Source organism: Caballeronia insecticola (assembly GCF_000402035.1).
In the GTDB taxonomy this organism is placed as follows: Bacteria; Pseudomonadota; Gammaproteobacteria; order Burkholderiales; family Burkholderiaceae; genus Caballeronia; species Caballeronia insecticola.
In genome coordinates this window covers 2,681,372-2,706,368 of sequence record NC_021287.1, presented here as the reverse complement: position 1 = coordinate 2,706,368, position 24,997 = coordinate 2,681,372, and the positions used below count along the sequence as shown (strand labels likewise).

The window sequence follows — 24,997 nt, the reverse complement described above, 5'->3', positions numbered from 1 at the left end:
GCAAGTGCGGTTGCGGTTCTTTGGAATCGTGGCAATAGCAAAAGTAATCAAGAGTCTCACACGAAGTATTAAGAGGAAGGTTTATCTGTCTACGGATGGATTAATCATCGTCAGTACGTTGAGTGAGCGACCGGTTGGTAAAACAACCGAAAAACAGTAACAGGTTTGAACTGAAGAGTTTGATCCTGGCTCAGATTGAACGCTGGCGGCATGCCTTACACATGCAAGTCGAACGGCAGCACGGGGGCAACCCTGGTGGCGAGTGGCGAACGGGTGAGTAATACATCGGAACGTGTCCTGTAGTGGGGGATAGCCCGGCGAAAGCCGGATTAATACCGCATACGATCTACGGAAGAAAGCGGGGGATCCTTCGGGACCTCGCGCTATAGGGGCGGCCGATGGCAGATTAGCTAGTTGGTGGGGTAAAGGCCTACCAAGGCGACGATCTGTAGCTGGTCTGAGAGGACGACCAGCCACACTGGGACTGAGACACGGCCCAGACTCCTACGGGAGGCAGCAGTGGGGAATTTTGGACAATGGGGGCAACCCTGATCCAGCAATGCCGCGTGTGTGAAGAAGGCCTTCGGGTTGTAAAGCACTTTTGTCCGGAAAGAAAACCATCGCCCTAATATGGTGGTGGGATGACGGTACCGGAAGAATAAGCACCGGCTAACTACGTGCCAGCAGCCGCGGTAATACGTAGGGTGCGAGCGTTAATCGGAATTACTGGGCGTAAAGCGTGCGCAGGCGGTCTGTTAAGACCGATGTGAAATCCCCGGGCTTAACCTGGGAACTGCATTGGTGACTGGCAGGCTTTGAGTGTGGCAGAGGGGGGTAGAATTCCACGTGTAGCAGTGAAATGCGTAGAGATGTGGAGGAATACCGATGGCGAAGGCAGCCCCCTGGGCCAACACTGACGCTCATGCACGAAAGCGTGGGGAGCAAACAGGATTAGATACCCTGGTAGTCCACGCCCTAAACGATGTCAACTAGTTGTTGGGGATTCATTTCCTTAGTAACGTAGCTAACGCGTGAAGTTGACCGCCTGGGGAGTACGGTCGCAAGATTAAAACTCAAAGGAATTGACGGGGACCCGCACAAGCGGTGGATGATGTGGATTAATTCGATGCAACGCGAAAAACCTTACCTACCCTTGACATGGTCGGAATCCTGCTGAGAGGCGGGAGTGCTCGAAAGAGAACCGGCGCACAGGTGCTGCATGGCTGTCGTCAGCTCGTGTCGTGAGATGTTGGGTTAAGTCCCGCAACGAGCGCAACCCTTGTCCTTAGTTGCTACGCAAGAGCACTCTAAGGAGACTGCCGGTGACAAACCGGAGGAAGGTGGGGATGACGTCAAGTCCTCATGGCCCTTATGGGTAGGGCTTCACACGTCATACAATGGTCGGAACAGAGGGTTGCCAAGCCGCGAGGTGGAGCCAATCCCAGAAAACCGATCGTAGTCCGGATCGCAGTCTGCAACTCGACTGCGTGAAGCTGGAATCGCTAGTAATCGCGGATCAGCATGCCGCGGTGAATACGTTCCCGGGTCTTGTACACACCGCCCGTCACACCATGGGAGTGGGTTTTACCAGAAGTGGCTAGTCTAACCGCAAGGAGGACGGTCACCACGGTAGGATTCATGACTGGGGTGAAGTCGTAACAAGGTAGCCGTATCGGAAGGTGCGGCTGGATCACCTCCTTTCTCGAGCTTCGCACGAAGTTATCTAAGCGCTCACGCTTATCGGCTGTAAGAAAGACAGGCTAAGGGTCTGTAGCTCAGTCGGTTAGAGCACCGTCTTGATAAGGCGGGGGTCGTTGGTTCGAATCCAACCAGACCCACCACCCGAAAAGGCGTGCTGACGGAGTGACCACTCATAGTCAGGCCACGAAGGGGGATTAGCTCAGCTGGGAGAGCACCTGCTTTGCAAGCAGGGGGTCGTCGGTTCGATCCCGTCATCCTCCACCAAGTCCTCAATGCACAGCGTTCCGCGTGAGCGCTGTGCATTGGCGACTGTAGCCAGTTGATGCTGCAAGCATGGAAGTGAGCTTGTCGGCTAAACGTTCTTTAACAATCTGGAAGAAGTAGTAAAGAGAGTGATGAAAGCACTTAGAGATGGGTGTGAGTAAGAACTCAGGGTAGTGATTGTATCAAGTATGAAAAGGTAATCGAAAGATTGCTTTGGAATACGGCACAACGCGAATACTCAGCCTATGACGAGAAGTCGGCCGCAAGCGGAAACGCCCAGGCAGACACACTCGTTATAGGGTCAAGCGAACAAGTGCATGTGGTGGATGCCTTGGCGATCACAGGCGATGAAGGACGCGGTAGCCTGCGAAAAGCTACGGGGAGCTGGCAAACGAGCTTTGATCCGTAGATGTCCGAATGGGGAAACCCGGCCCGAATGGGTCATCCTAGACTGAATACATAGGTCTAGCGAAGCGAACGCGGTGAACTGAAACATCTAAGTAACCGCAGGAACAGAAATCAACCGAGATTCCCAAAGTAGTGGCGAGCGAAATGGGATCAGCCTGTACTCTTTATCTGAATTGTTAGTCGAACGCTCTGGAAAGTGCGGCCATAGCAGGTGATAGCCCTGTAGACGAAAACAGTTTGGAAGAACTAGGTGTACGACAAGTAGGGCGGGACACGTGAAATCCTGTCTGAAGATGGGGGGACCATCCTCCAAGGCTAAATACTCGTGATCGACCGATAGTGAACCAGTACCGTGAGGGAAAGGCGAAAAGAACCCCGGGAGGGGAGTGAAATAGATCCTGAAACCGCATGCATACAAACAGTCGGAGCCTGGAAACGGGTGACGGCGTACCTTTTGTATAATGGGTCAGCGACTTACGTTCAGTAGCGAGCTTAACTGATTAAGGCAGGCGTAGCGAAAGCGAGTCCGAATAGGGCGATCAGTTGCTGGGCGTAGACCCGAAACCAAGTGATCTATCCATGGCCAGGTTGAAGGTGCGGTAACACGTACTGGAGGACCGAACCCACTAACGTTGAAAAGTTAGGGGATGAGCTGTGGATAGGGGTGAAAGGCTAAACAAACTTGGAAATAGCTGGTTCTCTCCGAAAACTATTTAGGTAGTGCCTCGTGTATCACCTTCGGGGGTAGAGCACTGTCATGGTTGTGGGGTCCATTGCGGATTACTACGCCATAGCAAACTCCGAATACCGAAGAGTGCAATCACGGGAGACAGACATCGGGTGCTAACGTCCGGTGTCAAGAGGGAAACAACCCAGACCGCCAGCTAAGGTCCCAAAGATTGGCTAAGTGGGAAACGAAGTGGGAAGGCTAAAACAGTCAGGAGGTTGGCTTAGAAGCAGCCACCCTTTAAAGAAAGCGTAATAGCTCACTGATCGAGTCGTCCTGCGCGGAAGATGTAACGGGGCTCAAGCCAGTCACCGAAGCTGCGGATGCATATTTATATGCATGGTAGGAGAGCGTTCCGTAAGCCTGCGAAGGTGTGTCGAAAGGCATGCTGGAGGTATCGGAAGTGCGAATGCTGACATGAGTAGCGATAAAGGGGGTGAAAAGCCCCCTCGCCGTAAGCCCAAGGTTTCCTACGCAACGTTCATCGGCGTAGGGTGAGTCGGCCCCTAAGGCGAGGCAGAAATGCGTAGCTGATGGGAAGCAGGTCAATATTCCTGCACCATTGTTAGATGCGATGGGGGGACGGATCGCGGAAGGTTGTCCGGGTGTTGGAAGTCCCGGTCGCTGCATTGGAGAAGGTGCTCAGGCAAATCCGGGCACAGGATTCAAGGGTGTGGCGCGAGCTTCTTCGGAAGCGAAGCAATTGGAAGTGGTTCCAAGAAAAGCCTCTAAGCTTCAGTCTAATAATGACCGTACCGCAAACCGACACAGGTGGGCGAGATGAGTATTCTAAGGCGCTTGAGAGAACTCGGGAGAAGGAACTCGGCAAATTGGTACCGTAACTTCGGGATAAGGTACGCCCTTGTAGCTTGACTGGCCTGCGCCAGGAGGGTGAAAGGGTTGCAATAAACTGGTGGCTGCGACTGTTTAATAAAAACACAGCACTCTGCAAACACGAAAGTGGACGTATAGGGTGTGACGCCTGCCCGGTGCCGGAAGATTAAATGATGGGGTGCAAGCTCTTGATTGAAGTCCCGGTAAACGGCGGCCGTAACTATAACGGTCCTAAGGTAGCGAAATTCCTTGTCGGGTAAGTTCCGACCTGCACGAATGGCGTAACGATGGCCACACTGTCTCCTCCCGAGACTCAGCGAAGTTGAAGTGTTTGTGATGATGCAATCTCCCCGCGGCTAGACGGAAAGACCCCATGAACCTTTACTGTAGCTTTGCATTGGACTTTGAACCGATCTGTGTAGGATAGGTGGGAGGCTATGAAACCGGAACGCTAGTTTCGGTGGAGCCGTCCTTGAAATACCACCCTGGTTTGTTTGAGGTTCTAACCTTGGCCCGTGATCCGGGTCGGGGACAGTGCATGGTAGGCAGTTTGACTGGGGCGGTCTCCTCCCAAAGTGTAACGGAGGAGTACGAAGGTACGCTAGGTACGGTCGGAAATCGTGCTGATAGTGCAATGGCATAAGCGTGCTTAACTGCGAGACCGACAAGTCGAGCAGGTGCGAAAGCAGGTCATAGTGATCCGGTGGTTCTGTATGGAAGGGCCATCGCTCAACGGATAAAAGGTACTCTGGGGATAACAGGCTGATACCGCCCAAGAGTTCATATCGACGGCGGTGTTTGGCACCTCGATGTCGGCTCATCTCATCCTGGGGCTGTAGCCGGTCCCAAGGGTATGGCTGTTCGCCATTTAAAGAGGTACGTGAGCTGGGTTTAAAACGTCGTGAGACAGTTTGGTCCCTATCTGCCGTGGGCGTTGGATATTTGAAGGGGGCTGCTCCTAGTACGAGAGGACCGGAGTGGACGAACCTCTGGTGTACCGGTTGTCACGCCAGTGGCATCGCCGGGTAGCTATGTTCGGAAGAGATAACCGCTGAAAGCATCTAAGCGGGAAACTCGCCTTAAGATGAGATATCCCCGGGGCTTCGAGCCCCTTGAAGGGTCGTTCTAGACCAGGACGTTGATAGGTCAGGTGTGTAAGTGCAGTAATGCATTGAGCTAACTGATACTAATTGCCCGTAAGGCTTGATCCTATAACCAGTGTGTTTGCCTCCACTGGCGAGTAACGCGTGTGCGACAATCGCCACCCACATCCTTACTACTTCTTCCCAGATTGGTTGTAGCGCCCATGCGGCGACACAACAACAAGTCATGCCTGATGACCACAGCGAGTTGGTACCACCCCTTCCCATCCCGAACAGGACCGTGAAACGACTCCACGCCGATGATAGTGCGGATCTCCCGTGTGAAAGTAGGTAATCGTCAGGCTCCTCTCTTTGAGATGCAAAAAGCCCCATCATGACTGATGGGGCTTTTTGCGTTTCAGGCTCGCCCATAGGGTGAGAGCCTCGATTGCGTTGGGTCGTAAGAAACACTTGACAACGATGTGTTGTTACCCCATAATCGATAGTTCTCTGCGGAGGGGTGCCCGAGTGGCTAAAGGGGGCAGACTGTAAATCTGTTGGCTTACGCCTACGTTGGTTCGAATCCAACCTCCTCCACCAGAATTTAAGCAGTAAAGGGAATCCAACCCTCGCGGGTGTAGCTCAATGGTAGAGCAGAAGCCTTCCAAGCTTATGACGAGGGTTCGATTCCCTTCACCCGCTCCAGTGTCGGTTAGTTAGTGCCCATGTGGCTCAGTGGTAGAGCACTCCCTTGGTAAGGGAGAGGTCGGCAGTTCGATCCTGCCCATGGGCACCAGCAGTATTAGTCCAGTAAGTTGCGCGCGGCGCAAGGTGCGAAAATCCTGTTAGGAGTCGAAAATGGCCAAAGGTAAATTCGAGCGGACCAAGCCGCACGTGAACGTGGGCACGATCGGTCACGTTGACCACGGCAAGACCACGCTGACGGCAGCAATCACGACGGTGCTGACCAAGAAGTTCGGCGGCGAAGCGAAGGCATACGACCAGATCGATGCAGCGCCGGAAGAAAAGGCACGTGGTATTACCATCAACACCGCGCACGTCGAGTACGAAACGGCTAACCGCCACTACGCACACGTCGACTGCCCGGGCCACGCCGACTACGTGAAGAACATGATCACGGGTGCAGCGCAGATGGACGGCGCAATCCTGGTGTGTTCGGCCGCTGACGGCCCGATGCCGCAAACGCGTGAGCACATCCTGCTGGCCCGTCAGGTTGGCGTGCCTTACATCATCGTGTTCCTGAACAAGTGCGACATGGTGGACGACGCCGAGCTGCTCGAACTCGTCGAAATGGAAGTGCGCGAACTCCTGTCGAAGTACGACTTCCCGGGCGACGACACGCCGATCATCAAGGGTTCGGCCAAGCTCGCGCTGGAAGGCGACACGGGTGAACTGGGCGAAGTGGCGATCATGAACCTGGCCGACGCGCTGGACACGTACATCCCGACGCCGGAGCGCGCTGTGGACGGTTCGTTCCTGATGCCGGTGGAAGACGTGTTCTCGATCTCGGGTCGCGGCACGGTAGTGACGGGTCGTATCGAGCGCGGTGTGGTGAAGGTTGGCGAGGAAATCGAAATCGTCGGTATCAAGACGACGGTGAAGACCACTTGCACGGGCGTGGAAATGTTCCGCAAGCTGCTCGACCAAGGTCAGGCAGGCGACAACGTCGGTATCCTGCTGCGCGGCACGAAGCGTGAAGACGTGGAGCGTGGCCAGGTTCTGGCCAAGCCGGGTTCGATCACGCCGCACACGCACTTCACGGCTGAAGTGTACGTGCTGAGCAAGGACGAAGGCGGCCGTCACACGCCGTTCTTCAACAACTACCGTCCGCAGTTCTACTTCCGTACGACGGACGTGACGGGCTCGATCGAGCTGCCGAAGGACAAGGAAATGGTGATGCCGGGCGACAACGTGTCGATCACGGTCAAGCTGATCGCCCCGATCGCCATGGAAGAAGGTCTGCGTTTCGCAATCCGTGAAGGCGGTCGTACCGTCGGCGCTGGTGTCGTCGCGAAGATTATCGAGTAAGAGCCAGATATCTCTCGGTAGTCTGTAGTTTTCGGGGTCGGCGGAACCGTCGGCCCCAAATGGTTTAGGGGTATAGCTCAACTGGCAGAGCGTCGGTCTCCAAAACCGAAGGTTGGGGGTTCGATTCCCTCTGCCCCTGCCACATTCTTGCGCCCTGTGGCGCTGTGTTTAAGGTGTTATGGCGAATCCTTCCGTCGAAACTGTAAATACCTCCGGCGACAAGCTGATGTTGGTGGCGGGCGTATTGTTGGTCTTGGCCGGATTCGTAGGTTTTTTCTGGCTCTCTGGCCAAGAGTGGTACGTCCGCGGCGCGGCACTTGTTGTCGGTGTCATCGCGGGTGTCGCAGTCGGTCTTTTCTCTGCGCCGGGCAAGGGATTCATCGCCTTCGCCAAAGACTCGTACAAGGAAGTCCGCAAGGTCGTGTGGCCGACTCGCAAAGAGGCTACGCAGACTACCCTCGTGGTCTTCGCATTTGTTCTGATCATGGCCATCTTCCTTTGGCTTGGCGACAAGTCAATCGAATGGGTGATTTTCTCCGCGATCCTGGGTTGGAAATGATATGAGCGATACTCCGACATCCCCGAGCGGAAAACGTTGGTATGTGGTGCACGCCTACTCCGGTATGGAGAAGAGCGTGCAACGTGCGCTTCAAGAACGTATCGAACGCGCCGGCATGCAAGATCAATTCGGTCAGATTCTCGTTCCGACCGAAGAAGTGGTTGAAGTCAAAGGTGGTCACAAATCGGTCACCGAACGTCGTTTCTTCCCGGGTTACGTCCTGGTTGAAATGGAAATGACGGACGAGACGTGGCATTTGGTGAAGAACACGGCCAAGGTCACAGGCTTCGTCGGCGGGGCACGCAATCGTCCGAGCCCGATTTCGCCGCGTGAAGTCGAAAAGATCATGTCGCAGATGCAGGAAGGTGTCGAGAAGCCACGGCCGAAGACGCTCTTCGAAGTGGGCGAGATGGTCCGCGTGAAGGAAGGTCCTTTCACCGATTTCAACGGCAACGTGGAAGAGGTGAACTACGAGAAATCGAGGGTTCGCGTCTCCGTTACGATCTTCGGGCGTTCAACGCCGGTCGAACTCGAATTCGGCCAGGTCGAAAAGACCTAAGCCAATACATCGCGCGTGGCGTTTTCGTCATCGCGCGATTCGCGCTTACAGTCCGCGTAATGGCTGTTGAGGAGCGCCAGTAGGCTTCGCGTCGAACGCGCGCTATCACTCACCGGACGCTCACGCGTTCAGCAGAGGTTTTCAACATGGCAAAGAAAATTGTCGGCTTTATCAAACTGCAGATTCCTGCAGGTAAAGCCAACCCGTCGCCGCCGGTCGGTCCGGCACTGGGCCAGCGCGGCCTGAACATCATGGAGTTCTGCAAGGCGTTCAACGCGCAGACTCAAGGTATGGAGCCGGGTCTGCCGGTGCCGGTCGTCATTACGGCATTCGCGGACAAGAGCTTCACCTTCATCATGAAGACGCCGCCGGCTACCGTTCTGATCAAGAAGGCAGCCAAGATCGACAAGGGTTCGGCAAAGCCGCACACCGACAAGGTCGGCAACATCACCCGCGCTCAAGCGGAAGAAATCGCGAAGACCAAGATGCCGGATCTTACGGCAGCTGATCTGGACGCAGCCGTGCGCACGATCGCCGGCAGCGCCCGTTCGATGGGCATCACTGTGGAGGGCGTGTAAATGGCTAAGCTTTCGAAGCGCCTTCAGGCATTCGCGACCAAGGTTGATCGTCAGAAGCTGTACCCGATCGACGACGCACTGGCTCTCGTGAAGGAATGCGCGAGCGCCAAGTTCGACGAGTCGATTGACGTTGCTGTTCAGCTCGGCATCGACGCGAAGAAGTCGGACCAGGTCGTTCGTGGTTCCGTCGTTCTGCCGGCTGGTACTGGCAAGTCGGTTCGTGTGGCTGTGTTCGCACAAGGCGACAAGGCTGAGCAAGCTCGCGCAGCAGGCGCGGACGTGGTCGGCATGGAAGACCTGGCTGAGCAAGTCAAGGCCGGCAACCTGAACTTCGACGTCGTGATCGCTTCGCCGGACACGATGCGCGTGGTCGGTACGCTTGGTCAGATCCTCGGCCCGCGCGGCCTGATGCCGAACCCGAAGGTCGGCACCGTCACGCCGGACGTCGCACAGGCAGTTCGCAATGCGAAGGCCGGTCAGGTGCAATTCCGCGTCGACAAAGCCGGTATCATCCACGGCACGATCGGTCGCGCTTCGTTCGAGCCGGCATCGCTGCGTCAGAACCTGGCTGCGCTGATCGAAGCGCTGCAAAAGGCGAAGCCGGCGACGAGCAAGGGCGTGTATCTGCGCAAGGTCGCTCTGTCGAGCACGATGGGTGTCGGCGTTCGCGTGGATCAAGCCACGCTGGCGCAACAGTAAGAATTTCGAGCGCGGGCGCAAGGCCGCGCTTAAAAAGGGCTTTGGGCGGTTGCGAGATTGCGGTTCCTGATCGAGCAACCGGTTGTCAAAGACCGTTGGTGGTGAGGCAGCAGGCAGGTCTTACCTTAATTCAAGCCAACGCAGATGGCGAACCCGAAACAGTTTTGCAGTGGTTGAAGTCGGTTGTCGCACGCTGAGAGGCGGGCACTAATCGATCGAGATACTCCTAACAGTCGGACGCCGTTGTCGAACGTGGTGCATGAGGGTTGGTAACCCGAGTGCATCGAATCTGGAGGTTTAACCGTGCCACTGAACAAAGAAGATAAGCAGGCAGTCGTCGCTGAAGTCGCCGCGCAAGTCGCGAAGGCTCAGACGATGGTGCTCGCTGAGTATCGTGGGATCACGGTTGGCGATCTGACCAAGCTGCGCGCGAAAGCGCGTGAGCAACAGGTGTATCTGCGCGTGTTGAAGAACACGCTGGCGCGTCGCGCCGTCGAAGGTACCCCGTTCGCTCCGCTGGCTGAGCAGATGACCGGTCCTCTGATCTACGGCATCTCGGAAGATGCCATTGCCGCAGCCAAGGTCGTCAACGACTTCGGTAAGGGCAATGACAAGTTGATCATCAAGGCTGGTTCCTACGAAGGCAAAGTGATGGACAAGGCAGGCGTGCAAGCGCTGGCCAGCATCCCGAGCCGCGAAGAACTGCTCTCCAAGCTGCTGTTCGTCATGCAGGCACCTGTTTCTGGCTTTGCGCGCGCTTTGGCCGCGCTGGCAGAAAAGAAACAAGGCGAAGCTGCATAACGCACGCACTTGGGCGCCAGTCGCTCAGTTAGGTATTAGCTAGATCGCTAGCTCGATCCGAATTCAATCTAGGAGTATTTCAAATGGCAATCGCAAAAGAAGACATCCTCGAAGCCGTTGGCTCGATGTCGGTTCTCGAACTGAACGAGCTGGTCAAGGCGTTCGAAGAGAAGTTTGGCGTGTCGGCTGCTGCTGTCGCAGTTGCTGGCCCCGCAGGCGGCGGCGCAGCTGCTGCAGCTGAAGAGCAAACCGAGTTCACCGTGAACCTGCTCGAAACGGGCGCGAACAAGGTTTCCGTGATTAAGGCTGTTCGCGAACTGACGGGTCTCGGCCTGAAGGAAGCGAAGGATCTGGTCGACGGTGCACCGAAGCCCGTCAAGGAAGCGGTGCCGAAGGCTGCTGCTGAAGAAGCGAAGAAGAAGCTGGAAGAAGCAGGCGCGAAGGCTGAAATCAAGTAAGTTTCATTGCGCCGTGCGAAGGCTGGCGGTTTTCCACCGCCGGCCTTTTTGTGCTTTGTGGGGACGCAGTTTTTATGCTTTTCAGCGAGCATAAATGTCTCCATAGAAGCCAAAGAGAACGGTCGGATCGGCAGAATTTTCCGGCAGTTCTCTTTGTCTTCTGAAGCGACTGCAGAAGGCAAGTTTGGTCGGGTAGCGGGAAACACAGGCATCCGCTGCCGTCAGCCAGCGGTTGGTAGCGGCCAACCACCAAGCTTCTAGATTCGCGCGTCCTCCCCGGACAGCTGCGCGAGTCTCAGTCGGTGAACACCGGGCCGTGACGTCGAGGTATCCCGCCTCGCCAACGCCCGCCGTGATTCGGAGATCGTATGCAATATTCCTTCACCGAGAAGAAGCGTATTCGCAAGAGTTTCGCGAAGCGCCCCATCGTTCACCAAGTTCCCTTTTTGCTGGCGACCCAGCTTGAATCATTCCAGACGTTTCTGCAAGCAGACGTCTCGTCCTCGCAGCGCAAGTCGGAAGGCCTGCAAGCTGCATTCACATCGGTTTTTCCGATCGTTTCGCACAACGGTTTCGCACGGCTCGAATTCGTCAGCTATATGCTGTCGCCGCCCGCGTTCAACATCAAGGAATGCCAGCAGCGCGGCCTGACGTACTGCTCGGCCCTGCGCGCGAAAGTGCGTCTGGTTTTGCTCGACAAGGAATCGCCGAGCAAGCCGGTCGTGAAGGAAGTGAAGGAACAGGAAGTGTACATGGGCGAAATTCCGCTCATGACGCCGACGGGTTCGTTCGTCATCAACGGTACCGAGCGCGTGATCGTGTCGCAGCTCCACCGTTCGCCTGGCGTGTTCTTCGAGCACGACAAGGGCAAGACGCATAGCTCCGGCAAGCTGCTGTTCTCGGCACGGATCATTCCCTACCGCGGTTCGTGGCTCGACTTCGAGTTCGACCCGAAGGACGTGCTGTACTTCCGCGTCGACCGTCGCCGCAAGATGCCGGTCACGATCCTGCTGAAGGCCATCGGCCTGACGCCGGAACAGATCCTCGCGAACTTCTTCGTCTTCGACAACTTCCAGTTGATGAGCGAAGGCGCGCAAATGGAATTCGTTCCCGAGCGCCTGCGCGGTGAAGTCGCGCGCTTCGACATCCAGGATCGCGAAGGCAACGTCATCGTGACGAAGGACAAGCGGATCAACGCGAAGCATATTCGCGACCTCGAAAACGCCAAGACGAAGTTCATCTCGGTGCCCGAGGAGTATCTGCTCGGCCGCGTGCTGGCAAAGAACGTGATCGATCCGGATACCGGCGAAGTGATCGCGAACGCCAACGACGAAATCACCGAAAGCGTTCTCGAAAAGCTGCGCGATGCGAAGGTCAAGGACATCCAGACGCTCTACACGAACGATCTGGACCAGGGCCCGTACATCTCGTCGACGCTGCGCATCGACGAAACCGCCGACAAGATGGCCGCGCGCATCGCGATCTACCGCATGATGCGTCCGGGCGAGCCGCCGACCGAAGAAGCGGTCGAGGCACTGTTCAACCGTCTGTTTTACAGCGAAGACGCGTACGACCTGTCGAAGGTCGGCCGCATGAAGTTCAATCGCCGCGTCGGCCGTGACGAAATCGTCGGCCCGATGACGCTGCAGGACGACGACATCCTCGCGACCATCAAGATCCTCGTCGAACTGCGTAACGGCAAGGGCGAAGTGGACGACATCGACCACTTGGGCAATCGTCGTGTGCGTTGCGTCGGCGAACTCGCGGAGAACCAGTTCCGCGCGGGTCTCGTGCGTGTCGAACGTGCTGTGAAGGAACGCCTCGGTCAAGCCGAAAGCGAAAACCTGATGCCGCACGACCTGATCAACTCGAAGCCGATTTCGTCGGCGATTCGCGAGTTCTTCGGTTCGTCGCAGCTCTCGCAGTTCATGGACCAGACCAACCCGCTGTCGGAAATCACGCACAAGCGCCGTGTTTCCGCACTGGGACCGGGCGGTCTGACGCGCGAGCGCGCGGGCTTCGAAGTCCGCGACGTGCATCCGACGCACTATGGCCGCGTGTGCCCGATCGAAACGCCGGAAGGTCCGAACATCGGTCTGATCAACTCGCTCGCGCTGTACGCGCACCTGAACGAATACGGCTTCCTCGAAACGCCGTATCGCAAGGTGACGGACAGCAAGGTGACCGATCAGATCGACTATCTGTCGGCGATCGAAGAAGGCCGTTACGTGATCGCGCAGGCGAACGCGGCGGTGGCCGAAGATGGCACGCTGACCGACGAACTCGTGTCGTCGCGTGAAGCGGGCGAAACGCTGATGGTCACGCCGGACCGCATCCAGTACATGGACGTGGCGCCGTCGCAGATCGTGTCGGTGGCAGCTTCGCTGATTCCGTTCCTCGAACACGATGACGCGAACCGCGCATTGATGGGCTCGAACATGCAGCGTCAGGCCGTGCCGTGTCTGCGTCCGGAAAAACCGGTCGTCGGTACGGGCATCGAGCGCACCGTGGCGGTCGACTCGGGTACGACCGTGCAGGCGCTGCGTGGCGGGGTGGTCGATTACGTCGACGCGGGCCGTATCGTGATTCGCGTGAACGACGACGAAGCCGTGGCCGGCGATGTCGGCGTGGACATCTACAACCTGATCAAGTACACGCGTTCGAACCAGAACACGAACATCAACCAGCGTCCGATCGCGAAGGTCGGCGACAAGGTCTCGCGCGGCGACGTGCTGGCCGACGGCGCCTCGACGGATCTGGGCGAGCTCGCGCTCGGCCAGAACATGCTGGTCGCGTTCATGCCGTGGAACGGCTACAACTTCGAAGATTCGATCCTGATCTCCGAAAAGGTCGTGGCCGACGATCGCTATACGTCGATCCACATCGAAGAGTTGAACGTCGTTGCTCGCGACACGAAGCTCGGACCGGAAGAAATCACGCGCGATATTTCGAATCTCGCTGAAGTGCAGCTTGGCCGTCTCGACGAGTCGGGCATTGTGTACATCGGCGCGGAAGTCGAAGCAGGCGACGTGCTGGTCGGCAAGGTCACGCCGAAGGGCGAAACCCAGCTGACGCCGGAAGAAAAGCTGCTGCGCGCGATCTTCGGCGAGAAGGCGTCCGACGTGAAGGACACGTCGCTGCGCGTGCCCTCGGGCATGAGCGGCACGGTGATCGACGTGCAAGTGTTCACGCGCGAAGGCATCACGCGTGACAAGCGCGCGCAACAGATCATCGACGATGAACTGAAGCGCTATCGCCTCGATTTGAACGACCAGTTGCGTATCGTGGAAGGCGACGCGTTCCAGCGTCTGGCGCGCATGCTGAACGGCAAGGTCGCGAACGGCGGTCCGAAGAAGCTCGCGAAGGGCACGAAGATCGATCTCGCGTACCTCGAAGATCTCGACCACTACCACTGGTTCGACATCCGCCTCGCGGACGAAGAAGCAGCGGCGCAGCTGGAAGCGATCAAGGACTCGATCGAGCAGAAGCGTCACCAGTTCGACCTCGCGTTCGAAGAGAAGCGCAAGAAGCTCACGCAAGGCGACGAACTGCCGCCGGGCGTGCTCAAGATGGTCAAGGTGTATCTCGCCGTGAAGCGTCGTCTGCAGCCTGGCGACAAGATGGCGGGCCGCCACGGTAACAAGGGTGTCGTCTCGAAGATCGTCCCGATCGAAGACATGCCGTACATGGCCGATGGCCGTCCGGCAGACGTCGTGCTGAATCCGCTCGGCGTGCCGTCGCGGATGAACGTGGGTCAGATTCTCGAAGTGCATCTGGGCTGGGCCGCGAAGGGTCTCGGCTGGCGTATCGGCGAAATGCTGGAGCGTCAGACGAAGATCGAGGAACTGCGCCAGTTCCTGACGAAGATCTACAACGAGTCGGGCCGCAAGGAAGAGCTGGAAAGCTTCTCCGATGACGAAATCTTCGAACTCGCGAAGAACCTGCGCGAAGGCGTGCCGTTCGCAACGCCGGTGTTCGACGGCGCGACCGAAGAGGAAATGGGGCGTGCGCTCGATCTGGCGTATCCGGACGACATCGCCACGAACCTCGGCATGAACTCGTCGAAGAATCAGGTCCAGTTGTGCGATGGCCGCACCGGCGAGCCGTTTGAGCGGAAGGTCACGGTCGGCTACATGCACTACCTGAAACTGCACCACTTGGTCGACGACAAGATGCACGCGCGTTCGACCGGTCCGTACTCGCTCGTCACGCAGCAGCCGCTGGGTGGTAAGGCGCAGTTCGGCGGCCAGCGTTTCGGTGAAATGGAAGTGTGGGCGCTCGAGGCGTATGGCGCATCGTACGTGCTGCAAGAAATGCTGACGGTCAAGTCGGACGACGTGACAGGCCGGACCAAGGTTTATGAGAATCTGGTCAAGGGCGATCACGTGATCGACGCCGGCATGCCGGAATCCTTCAACGTGCTGGTGAAGGAAATCCGCTCGCTCGGTATCGATATCGATCTCGACCGCAACTAATCGGACTACGGAGAGAAAGCAATGAAAGCTCTGCTCGATCTATTCAAGCAAGTCCAACAAGAAGAAGTATTCGACGCGATCAAGATCGGCCTCGCCTCGCCCGACAAGATCCGTTCGTGGTCGTTCGGTGAAGTGAAGAAGCCGGAGACCATTAACTACCGTACGTTCAAGCCGGAGCGGGATGGCTTGTTCTGCGCGAAGATTTTTGGTCCGATCAAGGACTACGAATGCCTTTGCGGCAAGTACAAGCGCCTGAAGCATCGCGGCGTGATCTGCGAAAAGTGCGGCGTCGAAGTGACGCTCGCGAAGGTGCGTCGCGAACGCATGGGCCACATCGAACTGGCCTCGCCGGTTGCGCACATCTGGTTCCTGAAGTCGCTGCCGTCGCGTCTGGGCATGGTGCTCGACATGACGCTGCGCGACATCGAACGCGTGCTGTACTTCGAAGCGTACGTGGTGATCGATCCGGGCATGACGCCGCTGAAAGCGCGGCAGATCATGACCGAAGAGGATTACTACAACAAGGTCGAAGAATACGGTGACGAATTCCGCGCCGAGATGGGCGCGGAAGGCGTGCGTGAACTGCTGCGCGCGATCAACATCGACGAGCAGGTCGAAACGCTGCGCACGGAACTGAAGAACACCGGTTCCGAAGCGAAGATCAAGAAGTACGCGAAGCGCCTGAAGGTGCTCGAGGCGTTCCAGCGTTCGGGCATCAAGCCTGACTGGATGGTGCTCGAAGTGCTGCCGGTGCTGCCGCCGGAACTGCGTCCGCTCGTGCCGCTCGACGGCGGCCGTTTCGCGACTTCCGACCTGAACGACCTGTATCGCCGCGTCATCAACCGTAACAACCGGTTGAAGCGTCTGCTCGAACTGAAGGCGCCTGAAATCATCGTCCGCAATGAAAAGCGGATGCTGCAGGAAGCCGTCGATTCGCTGCTCGATAACGGTCGTCGCGGCAAGGCCATGACCGGCGCGAACAAGCGTCCGCTGAAGTCGCTCGCTGACATGATCAAGGGTAAGGGCGGTCGTTTCCGTCAGAACTTGCTCGGTAAGCGCGTGGACTATTCGGGCCGTTCGGTGATCGTGGTCGGTCCGACGCTCAAGCTGCATCAGTGCGGTCTGCCGAAGCTGATGGCGCTCGAACTGTTCAAGCCTTTCATCTTCAACAAGCTGGAAGTGATGGGTGTCGCTACGACCATCAAGGCCGCGAAGAAGGAAGTCGAGAACCAGACGCCGGTGGTGTGGGACATTCTCGAAGAAGTCATTCGCGAACATCCGGTCATGCTGAACCGCGCGCCGACGCTGCACCGTCTTGGCATTCAGGCTTTCGAGCCGGTGCTGATCGAAGGTAAGGCTATCCAGCTGCATCCGCTCGTTTGCGCGGCGTTCAACGCCGACTTCGACGGTGACCAGATGGCCGTGCACGTGCCGCTGTCGCTCGAAGCGCAGATGGAAGCGCGCACGCTGATGCTGGCGTCGAACAACGTCCTGTTCCCGGCCAACGGCGATCCGTCGATCGTGCCGTCGCAGGATATCGTGCTGGGCCTGTACTACGCATCGCGTGAAGCGGTGAACGGTAAGGGCGAAGGCATGACGTTCACGGGCGTGTCGGAAGTGATCCGCGCGTACGAGAACAAGGAAGTCGAGCTGGCTTCGCGCGTCAACGTGCGTATCACCGAAATGGTCCACAACGAAGACCAGAGCGAAGGTGCGCCGAAGTTCGTGCCGAAGATCTCGTTGTACGCCACGACCGTTGGCCGCTCGATCCTGTCGGAGATTCTGCCGCCGGGTCTGCCGTTCACGGTGTTGAACAAGCCGCTGAAGAAGAAGCAGATTTCGCAGCTGATCAACACGGCGTTCCGCAAGTGCGGTCTGCGCGAAACGGTGATCTTCGCCGACCAGTTGATGCAGATGGGCTTCCGCCTGGCAACGCGCGCCGGTATCTCGATTTGCGTGGACGACATGCTCGTGCCGCCGCAGAAAGAGACCATCGTCGGCGACGCCGCGAAGAAGGTGAAGGAGTACGACCGTCAGTACATGTCGGGTCTCGTCACCGCGCAGGAACGCTACAACAATGTGGTCGACATCTGGTCGGCGACGTCGGAAGCGGTCGGCAAGGCGATGATGGAACAGCTCGCGACGGAACCGGTCACGGATCGTGATGGCAACGAGACGAAGCAAGAGTCGTTCAACTCCATCTACATGATGGCCGACTCGGGCGCGCGCGGTTCCGCGGTGCAGATTCGTCAGCTTGCCGGTATGCGCGGCCTGATGGCGAAGCCGGACGGCTCGATTATCGAAACGCCGATTACCGCGAACTTCCGTGAAGGCCTGAACGTGTTGCAGTACTTCATCTCGACCCACGGCGCACGTAAGGGTCTGGCTGATACGGCACTGAAGACCGCGAACTCGGGTTACCTGACGCGTCGTCTGGTCGACGTGACGCAGGATCTCGTCGTCGTCGAGGAAGATTGCGGCACGACTAACGGCGTGGCCATGAAGGCGCTGGTCGAAGGCGGTGAAGTCGTCGAAGCCCTGCGTGACCGTATTCTCGGTCGCGTCGCGGTGGCGGACGTCGTCAATCCGGAGACGCAGGAAACGCTGTACGCATCGGGCGATCTGCTCGATGAAGACGCGGTCGAGGAAATCGAACGCCTCGGTATCGACGAAGTGCGCGTGCGCACGCCGCTGACCTGCGAAACGCGTTATGGCCTGTGCGCGTCCTGCTACGGCCGCGACCTGGGTCGTGGTTCGCGCGTGAACGTCGGCGAAGCGGTTGGTGTGATCGCGGCGCAGTCGATCGGCGAACCGGGCACACAGCTCACGATGCGTACGTTCCACATCGGTGGCGCGGCATCGCGTGCGGCAGTCGCGTCGACGGTCGAAGCGAAATCGAACGGTACCGTGCGCTTCACGGTCACCATGCGTTACGTCACCAACGCGAAGGGCGAGCAGGTCGTCATCTCGCGTTCGGGCGAGGCGATCATCGCGGACGACCTCGGTCGCGAGCGTGAGCGTCACAAAATCCCGTACGGCGCAACGCTGCTGCAACTCGACGGCGCGCAGATCAAGGCCGGTGCGCAACTGGCTCAATGGGATCCGCTGACGCGTCCGATCATCACCGAGTGGGGCGGTACGGTGAAGTTCGAAAACGTCGAGGAAGGCGTGACGGTCGCCAAGCAGATCGACGACGTGACCGGTCTTTCGACCCTCGTCGTGATCGATGCGAAGCGTCGCGGTTCGCAGGCAGGCAAGAGCGTGCGTCCGCAGGTGAAACTGCTCGACGCGAACGGCGAGGAAGTGAAGATCCCGAACACCGAGCATTCGGTGCAGATCGGCTTCCAGGTCGGCGCACTGATCACCGTGAAGGATGGTCAGCAAGTGCAGGTCGGTGAAGTGCTGGCGCGTATCCCGGTTGAAGCGCAGAAGACGCGTGACATTACCGGTGGTCTGCCGCGGGTGGCCGAACTGTTCGAAGCGCGCTCGCCGAAGGACGCCGGCATTCTGGCGGAAGTCACGGGCACGACGTCGTTCGGTAAGGACACGAAGGGCAAGCAGCGTCTCGTTATCACGGACCTCGAGGGCAATCAGCACGAGTTCCTGATCGCGAAGGAAAAGCAGGTGCTGGTGCACGATGGTCAGGTCGTCAACAAGGGCGAAATGATCGTCGACGGTCCTGCCGATCCGCACGATATTCTGCGTCTGCAGGGTATCGAGGCGTTGTCGCGCTACATCGTGGACGAAGTGCAGGACGTGTACCGTTTGCAGGGCGTGAAGATCAACGACAAGCACATTGAAGTGATCGTGCGTCAGATGCTGCGTCGCGTGCAGATCACCGACAACGGTGACACGCGCTTCATCCCGGGCGAACAAGTCGAGCGGTCGGACATGCTCGACGAGAACGACCGCATGATCGCGGACGACAAGCGCCCGGCGACGTACGAAAACGTGCTGCTCGGTATCACGAAGGCTTCGCTCTCGACCGATTCGTTCATCTCGGCGGCATCGTTCCAGGAAACGACCCGCGTGCTGACCGAAGCGGCGATCATGGGCAAGCGCGACGATCTGCGCGGTCTGAAGGAAAACGTGATCGTCGGCCGTCTGATTCCGGCCGGTACGGGTCTCGCGTTCCACAAGGCGCGCAAGAGCAAGGAGTCGTCGGATCGCGAACGCTTCGACCAGATCGCTGCCGAAGAGGCATTCGATTTCGGTACGCCGGAAACCCCGGCAACGGAGCAAGCGCCGCATACGAACGAGTAAGCGTTTTTCGCTCGTCGCATCATGGAACCGCTCGGCGAAGGCCGGGCGGTTTTTTTTCGTCTGGCGTTTGCGCAGCCGATGCCTCTGCCATTCGGCCAATGATGCGTTCGGCGCGTCGGAGCGCGAGCTGGCGTTGGTAGAATTCGTTATCTCTCTCGTCGTAGTGCGCGCATCTTCAATGTCCCGTTCCCTCGAAATACTCAACGAAATCTTCGGCTATCCCGCGTTTCGCGGACAACAGGCGGAGATCGTCGAGCATGTCGCGGGCGGCGGCGACTCCCTCGTGCTCATGCCAACCGGCGGCGGCAAATCGCTGTGTTATCAGATTCCCTCGCTCGTGCGGCACGAGGCAGGATTGGGCGCAGGCATCGTCGTGTCGCCGCTGATCGCGCTGATGCAGGATCAGGTCGCCGCCCTGACCGAAGTCGGTGTGCGCGCGGCTTATCTGAATTCGACACTCTCGGGCGCCGAAGCCGCCGCGACCGAGCGCGCGTTACGCAACGGTGAAATCGACCTGCTCTACGTCGCGCCGGAACGCCTGATGACGCCGCGCTTTCTCGATCTGCTCGACAGCGCGCCCGTCGGCCTGTTCGCGATCGACGAAGCCCACTGCGTGTCGCAATGGGGCCACGACTTCCGCCCGGAGTACATCCAGCTTTCCGTGCTGCACGAGCGCTTTCCAAACGTGCCGCGCATTGCGCTCACTGCGACCGCTGATGCCATCACGCGTGATGAAATCGTGCATCGTCTTGCGCTCGACGACGCGCGCATCTTTGTATCGAGTTTCGATCGGCCGAACATTCGCTATCGGATCGTCGAAAAGGACAACGCGCGCTCGCAACTGCTCGACTTCATCCGCGCCGAACACACGAACAAAGACGGCACGACGGATGCCGGCGTCGTCTATTGTCTGTCGCGCCGCAAGGTTGAGGAAACGGCGGAATGGCTGAAGGGCCAGGGCGTCCGCGCGCTGCCGTATCACGCGGGCATGGAGTTCGAGACGCGCCAGAAGCATCAGGAGATGTTCCAGCGGGAAGAGGGCGTCGTCATGTGCGCGACGATCGCGTTCGGCATGGGCATCGACAAGCCGGACGTGCGCTTCGTCGCGCATCTGGATTTGCCGAAGAGCGTCGAAGGCTATTACCAGGAAACCGGGCGCGCGGGCCGCGACGGCATGCCGGCGAACGCGTGGATGGCGTACGGTCTCGGCGACGTCGTGCAGCAGCGCAAGATGATCGACGAATCCGAAGCCGACGACGCACACAAACGCGTTCAAACCGGCAAGCTCGACGCGCTGCTCGGTCTGTGCGAAGTGGCGTCGTGCCGGCGCGTGCGCCTGCTCGCGTATTTCGGCGAGACCAGCAAGCCGTGCGGCAACTGCGATACGTGTCTCGAACCGCCGGCATCGTTCGATGCTACGCGCGAAGCGCAAATGGCGCTGTCATGTGTATATCGTGCGCAGAAGGCGAGCGGCTTTCACTTCGGCGCCGGGCATCTGATCGACATTCTGCGCGGCACGCGCAGCGAGAAAGTCCTGCAACGCGGACACGAAAAGATCTCGACCTTCGGCGTTGGCGCGGCGCTGTCCGAACCCGAATGGCGCGCGGTGTTCCGGCAACTGGTGGCGTTCGGCTACCTCGCCGTCGATCACGAAGGCTTCGGCTCGCTCGTGCTGACGGACGCCAGCAAGCCCGTGCTTAAGGGCGAAGAGCGCGTCACGCTGCGCAAATACGTGAAGCCGACGCGTACGCGGCAATCATCGAGCCGGACTGGCGAGCGCGCCGATCCGACCGCCGGCATGTCGGCGCGCGAAAAAGCGCGCTGGGAGCGCCTGCGCACATGGCGCGCAGAAACCGCGAAGAGCGACGGGGTGCCCGCTTACGTCATCTTCCACGACGCGACGCTCGCCGAGATCGCGCGCAGCGATCCCGACACCGTCGACGATTTGCGTCACATTCCAGGCATCGGGGTGCGAAAACTGGAACGCTTCGGCGACGAATTGCTGGATGTCGTCGGTTCCGAGTGACGCAAGGCATCGCCGGACGTTCGGAAAACACCCCAATGTATTGACCCGATTGGGATTTTCGGACTATCATGCTAGGTTCTCGTCCTTGGTCCGTCTGTGCGGCCGGTTTTGTGCCGGGTAGCCCAAGCGAAAGCCATTCGCGAGAACGTCAAAAGCGCGGTCGAAACGCTTTGCCCGTTGAGACCCGCGCTGATTTTGTTCATTTTTAGGATTAAACAATGCCAACCATCAATCAACTGGTTCGCAAAGGCCGCACGTCGGAAACGACGAAAAGCAAGTCGCCGGCTTTGCAGGACTGCCCTCAGCGTCGTGGCGTGTGCACGCGCGTGTACACCACGACGCCGAAGAAGCCGAACTCGGCACTCCGTAAGGTTGCCAAGGTTCGTCTGACGAACGGCTTCGAAGTGATTTCGTACATCGGCGGTGAAGGCCACAACCTGCAAGAGCACTCGGTCGTGCTGATTCGCGGCGGCCGTGTGAAGGACTTGCCGGGTGTGCGTTACCACATGGTTCGCGGCTCGCTGGATACCCAGGGCGTCAAGGATCGTAAGCAAGCTCGCTCGAAGTACGGTGCGAAGCGCGCCAAGGCCGGCAAGTAAGCTGCTGGTCCAGTAGTACGAAAGCAGTTTCAGGTTCGCCGTAAGGCGGTTAAGGCGGTGGTGCCGGAAGTGCCGGTGCTATCGAGTAAGTGGTCACCCGGCCAAGCTGGTTTAGTCGAGAGATGGATCGGGTTTGTTGGTGGCCGCGGGGCTCAAGACTCGTTTGGAGTCGGCTCCAACTGAAAAAGTAAAGGAAGAAACATGCCGCGTCGTCGCGAAGTCCCCAAGCGGGAAGTGTTGCCGGATCCGAAATTCGGCAACGTAGATGTAGCCAAGTTCATGAACGTGCTGATGCTCTCCGGCAAGAAGTCGGTTGCAGAGCGCATCGTGTACGGCGCTTTTGAACAGATCCAGACCAAGGGTGGCAAGGACCCGCTGGAAGTGTTCACGGTTGCGCTCAACAACGTGAAGCCGGTGGTCGAAGTGAAGAGCCGTCGCGTTGGTGGTGCCAACTATCAGGTTCCGGTCGAAGTGCGCCCCTCGCGTCGTATGGCATTGGCGATGCGTTGGTTGCGTGAAGCCGCGAAGAAGCGCAGCGAAAAGTCGATGGCCCTGCGTCTCGCAGGTGAACTCTCCGAAGCGGCTGAAGGCCGCGGCGGCGCGATGAAGAAGCGCGACGAAGTTCACCGTATGGCAGAGGCCAACAAGGCATTCTCGCACTTCCGTTTCTAAGCTCCCGCTCATAGGGCAAACGGAAAATCAGGGCGGGTGCGCTAAATTCGGCGCCTCGCCCGTTTGTGTTAGGACGCGGCCGGCTCATCGCAAACGAGCAGGCGCGTCGACCCCGAAAAAGGATCCAAAGTGGCTCGCAAGACACCTATCGAGCGCTACCGCAATATCGGTATTAGCGCTCACATCGACGCCGGCAAGACGACGACGACCGAGCGCATCCTGTTCTATACGGGCGTGAACCACAAGATTGGTGAAGTTCACGACGGCGCAGCAACGATGGACTGGATGGAGCAGGAGCAGGAGCGCGGCATCACCATCACGTCGGCTGCTACGACGGCGTTCTGGAAGGGCATGGGCGGCAACTATCCCGAGCACCGCATCAACATCATCGACACGCCGGGACACGTCGACTTCACGATCGAAGTCGAGCGCTCGATGCGCGTGCTCGACGGCGCGTGCATGGTCTACTGCGCAGTGGGCGGCGTGCAGCCGCAGTCGGAAACCGTGTGGCGTCAGGCCAATAAGTACAAGGTTCCGCGTCTCGCGTTCGTCAACAAGATGGACCGTACCGGCGCGAACTTCTTCAAGGTCTACGACCAGCTGAAGAACCGCCTGAAGGCGAACCCGGTTCCCGTCGTCGTGCCGATCGGTGCGGAAGAAAGCTTCAAGGGTGTCGTCGACCTCCTGAAGATGAAGGCGATCATTTGGGACGAAGCGTCCCAGGGTACGAAGTTCGACTACGTCGATATTCCCGCTGAACTCGTCGATAGCTGCAACGAGTGGCGCGAGAAGATGATCGAATCGGCTGCCGAAGCCAGCGAAGAGTTGATGGAAAAGTACCTCGGCGGCGAAGAGCTGACCGAAGCGGAAATCGTCAAGGCGATCCGCGACCGGACCATCGCGTGCGAAATCCAGCCGATGCTGTGCGGCACCGCGTTCAAGAACAAGGGCGTGCAGCGTATGCTCGACGCCGTGATCGACTTCCTGCCGTCGCCGGTCGACATTCCCCCGGTTACGGGCGAACTCGAAAGCGGTGAGAAGGGCGAGCGCCGTGCAGCCGACGACGAAAAGTTCTCGGCACTGGCGTTCAAGATCATGACGGACCCGTTCGTTGGTCAGCTGATCTTCTTCCGTGTGTACTCGGGCGTTGTGAATTCGGGCGACACGGTGCTGAACGCGACCAAGGACAAGAAGGAACGTCTCGGCCGTATTCTGCAGATGCACGCGAACCAGCGCGAAGAAATCAAGGAAGTGCGCGCGGGCGACATCGCGGCTGCCGTTGGCTTGAAGGAAGCGACCACGGGCGACACGCTGTGCGATCCGCAAAGCCCGATCGTGCTCGAACGCATGATTTTCCCGGAGCCGGTGATTTCGCAGGCTGTCGAGCCGAAGACCAAGCCTGACCAGGAAAAGATGGGTCTGGCGCTGAATCGTCTGGCACAGGAAGATCCGTCGTTCCGCGTTCAGACGGACGAAGAGTCGGGCCAAACCATCATTTCGGGTATGGGCGAGCTCCACCTCGAAATTCTGGTCGACCGTATGCGCCGCGAATTCGGCGTGGAAGCGACTGTCGGCAAGCCGCAGGTTGCTTACCGCGAAACCATTCGCAGCAAGGCAGAAGACGTCGACGGCAAGTTCGTCAAGCAGTCGGGCGGTCGTGGTCAGTACGGTCACGCTGTCATTACGCTTGAGCCGAATGAGCAGGGTAAGGGCTACGAGTTCCTGGACGAAATCAAGGGCGGCGTGATTCCGCGCGAATTCATCCCGGCGGTCGACAAGGGTATCCAGGAAACGCTGAAGGCAGGCGTGCTGGCTGGCTTCCCGGTCGTCGACGTGAAGGTTCACCTGACGTTCGGTTCGTACCACGACGTCGACTCGAACGAAAACGCGTTCCGTATGGCCGGCTCGATGGCCTTCAAGGAAGCAATGCGCAGGGCAAGCCCGGTCATCCTCGAACCGATGATGGCTGTGGAAGTCGAAACGCCGGAAGACTACATGGGCAACGTGATGGGCGACTTGTCGGGCCGTCGCGGTATCGTCCAGGGCATGGAAGACATGGTTGGCGGCGGCAAGATCGTTCGCGCCGAAGTGCCGCTGTCGGAAATGTTCGGCTACTCGACCTCGCTGCGCTCGCTGACGCAAGGCCGTGCTACGTACACGATGGAATTCAAGCACTATGCTGAAGCTCCGCGTAACGTCGCCGACGCGATCATCAACGCCAAGGGTAAGTAATCCCGCAAGCA

General features: G+C 58.6%; 13 protein-coding genes, 6 tRNA genes and 3 rRNA genes. All 22 read left to right on the top strand.

What is annotated here, in order from left to right; translation table 11 throughout:
• The first annotated feature begins 167 nt into the window (after positions 1-167).
• Positions 168-1,701 (top strand): 16S ribosomal RNA (locus BRPE64_RS12565).
• 63 nt (positions 1,702-1,764) lie between these two features.
• Positions 1,765-1,841: transfer RNA gene (locus BRPE64_RS31915), tRNA-Ile, on the top strand.
• Between the two features lie 48 nt (positions 1,842-1,889).
• Positions 1,890-1,965 (top strand) — tRNA-Ala (locus tag BRPE64_RS12560).
• Between the two features lie 299 nt (positions 1,966-2,264).
• Positions 2,265-5,145 (top strand): 23S ribosomal RNA (locus BRPE64_RS12555).
• A 121-nt stretch (positions 5,146-5,266) separates the two neighbouring features.
• Positions 5,267-5,380: ribosomal RNA gene (gene rrf, locus BRPE64_RS12550) — 5S ribosomal RNA — on the top strand.
• Together the 16S, 23S and 5S rRNA genes with 5 tRNA genes alongside form the textbook arrangement of a ribosomal RNA operon.
• A gap of 150 nt (positions 5,381-5,530) precedes the next feature.
• A tRNA-Tyr gene (locus BRPE64_RS12545) sits at positions 5,531-5,616 on the top strand.
• 31 nt (positions 5,617-5,647) lie between these two features.
• Positions 5,648-5,721 (top strand) — tRNA-Gly (locus BRPE64_RS12540).
• Between the two features lie 16 nt (positions 5,722-5,737).
• Positions 5,738-5,812, top strand: a tRNA-Thr gene (locus tag BRPE64_RS12535).
• A gap of 62 nt (positions 5,813-5,874) precedes the next feature.
• Positions 5,875-7,065: an elongation factor Tu gene (tuf, locus tag BRPE64_RS12530; protein WP_016346480.1), complete on the top strand. Its 1,191-nt coding sequence runs from the start codon at positions 5,875-5,877 to the stop codon at positions 7,063-7,065.
• Between the two features lie 66 nt (positions 7,066-7,131).
• Positions 7,132-7,207, top strand: a tRNA-Trp gene (locus tag BRPE64_RS12525).
• A gap of 36 nt (positions 7,208-7,243) precedes the next feature.
• Positions 7,244-7,624, top strand: coding sequence for a preprotein translocase subunit SecE (secE, locus tag BRPE64_RS12520; protein WP_044041656.1), 381 nt, complete (start codon positions 7,244-7,246; stop codon positions 7,622-7,624).
• A gap of 1 nt (position 7,625) precedes the next feature.
• Positions 7,626-8,183 (top strand): transcription termination/antitermination protein NusG, encoded by a 558-nt coding sequence (gene nusG / locus BRPE64_RS12515; protein ID WP_044041654.1) that lies wholly within the window; start codon positions 7,626-7,628, stop codon positions 8,181-8,183.
• Between the two features lie 146 nt (positions 8,184-8,329).
• Positions 8,330-8,761, top strand: a complete 432-nt coding sequence (gene rplK, locus BRPE64_RS12510) for a 50S ribosomal protein L11 (protein WP_016346490.1) — start codon at positions 8,330-8,332, stop codon at positions 8,759-8,761.
• A complete protein-coding gene (gene rplA / locus BRPE64_RS12505; RefSeq protein ID WP_016346489.1) occupies positions 8,762-9,460 on the top strand; it encodes a 50S ribosomal protein L1 in 699 nt (232 codons plus the stop codon).
• 303 nt (positions 9,461-9,763) lie between these two features.
• Positions 9,764-10,261 (top strand): 50S ribosomal protein L10, encoded by a 498-nt coding sequence (rplJ, locus tag BRPE64_RS12500; RefSeq protein ID WP_016346488.1) that lies wholly within the window; start codon positions 9,764-9,766, stop codon positions 10,259-10,261.
• Positions 10,262-10,344: 83 nt separating this feature from the next.
• A complete protein-coding gene (gene rplL / locus BRPE64_RS12495) occupies positions 10,345-10,719 on the top strand; it encodes a 50S ribosomal protein L7/L12 (RefSeq protein ID WP_016346487.1) in 375 nt (124 codons plus the stop codon).
• Positions 10,720-11,087: 368 nt separating this feature from the next.
• On the top strand, positions 11,088-15,194 hold the full coding sequence (rpoB, locus tag BRPE64_RS12490) for a DNA-directed RNA polymerase subunit beta (protein ID WP_016346486.1): 4,107 nt from the start codon (positions 11,088-11,090) through the stop codon (positions 15,192-15,194).
• Between the two features lie 21 nt (positions 15,195-15,215).
• A complete protein-coding gene (gene rpoC / locus BRPE64_RS12485) occupies positions 15,216-19,457 on the top strand; it encodes a DNA-directed RNA polymerase subunit beta' (RefSeq protein ID WP_016346485.1) in 4,242 nt (1,413 codons plus the stop codon).
• Between the two features lie 178 nt (positions 19,458-19,635).
• Positions 19,636-21,483 carry a DNA helicase RecQ gene (gene recQ, locus BRPE64_RS12480; protein ID WP_016346484.1) on the top strand — a complete coding sequence of 616 codons (1,848 nt, stop codon included), beginning with the start codon at positions 19,636-19,638 and terminating at the stop codon, positions 21,481-21,483.
• A 218-nt stretch (positions 21,484-21,701) separates the two neighbouring features.
• On the top strand, positions 21,702-22,082 hold the full coding sequence (gene rpsL / locus BRPE64_RS12475) for a 30S ribosomal protein S12 (RefSeq protein ID WP_006053290.1): 381 nt from the start codon (positions 21,702-21,704) through the stop codon (positions 22,080-22,082).
• Positions 22,083-22,283: 201 nt separating this feature from the next.
• A complete protein-coding gene (gene rpsG, locus BRPE64_RS12470) occupies positions 22,284-22,754 on the top strand; it encodes a 30S ribosomal protein S7 (RefSeq protein WP_006053291.1) in 471 nt (156 codons plus the stop codon).
• 129 nt (positions 22,755-22,883) lie between these two features.
• On the top strand, positions 22,884-24,986 hold the full coding sequence (fusA, locus tag BRPE64_RS12465; RefSeq protein ID WP_016346482.1) for an elongation factor G: 2,103 nt from the start codon (positions 22,884-22,886) through the stop codon (positions 24,984-24,986).
• Positions 24,987-24,997 lie beyond the last annotated feature (11 nt).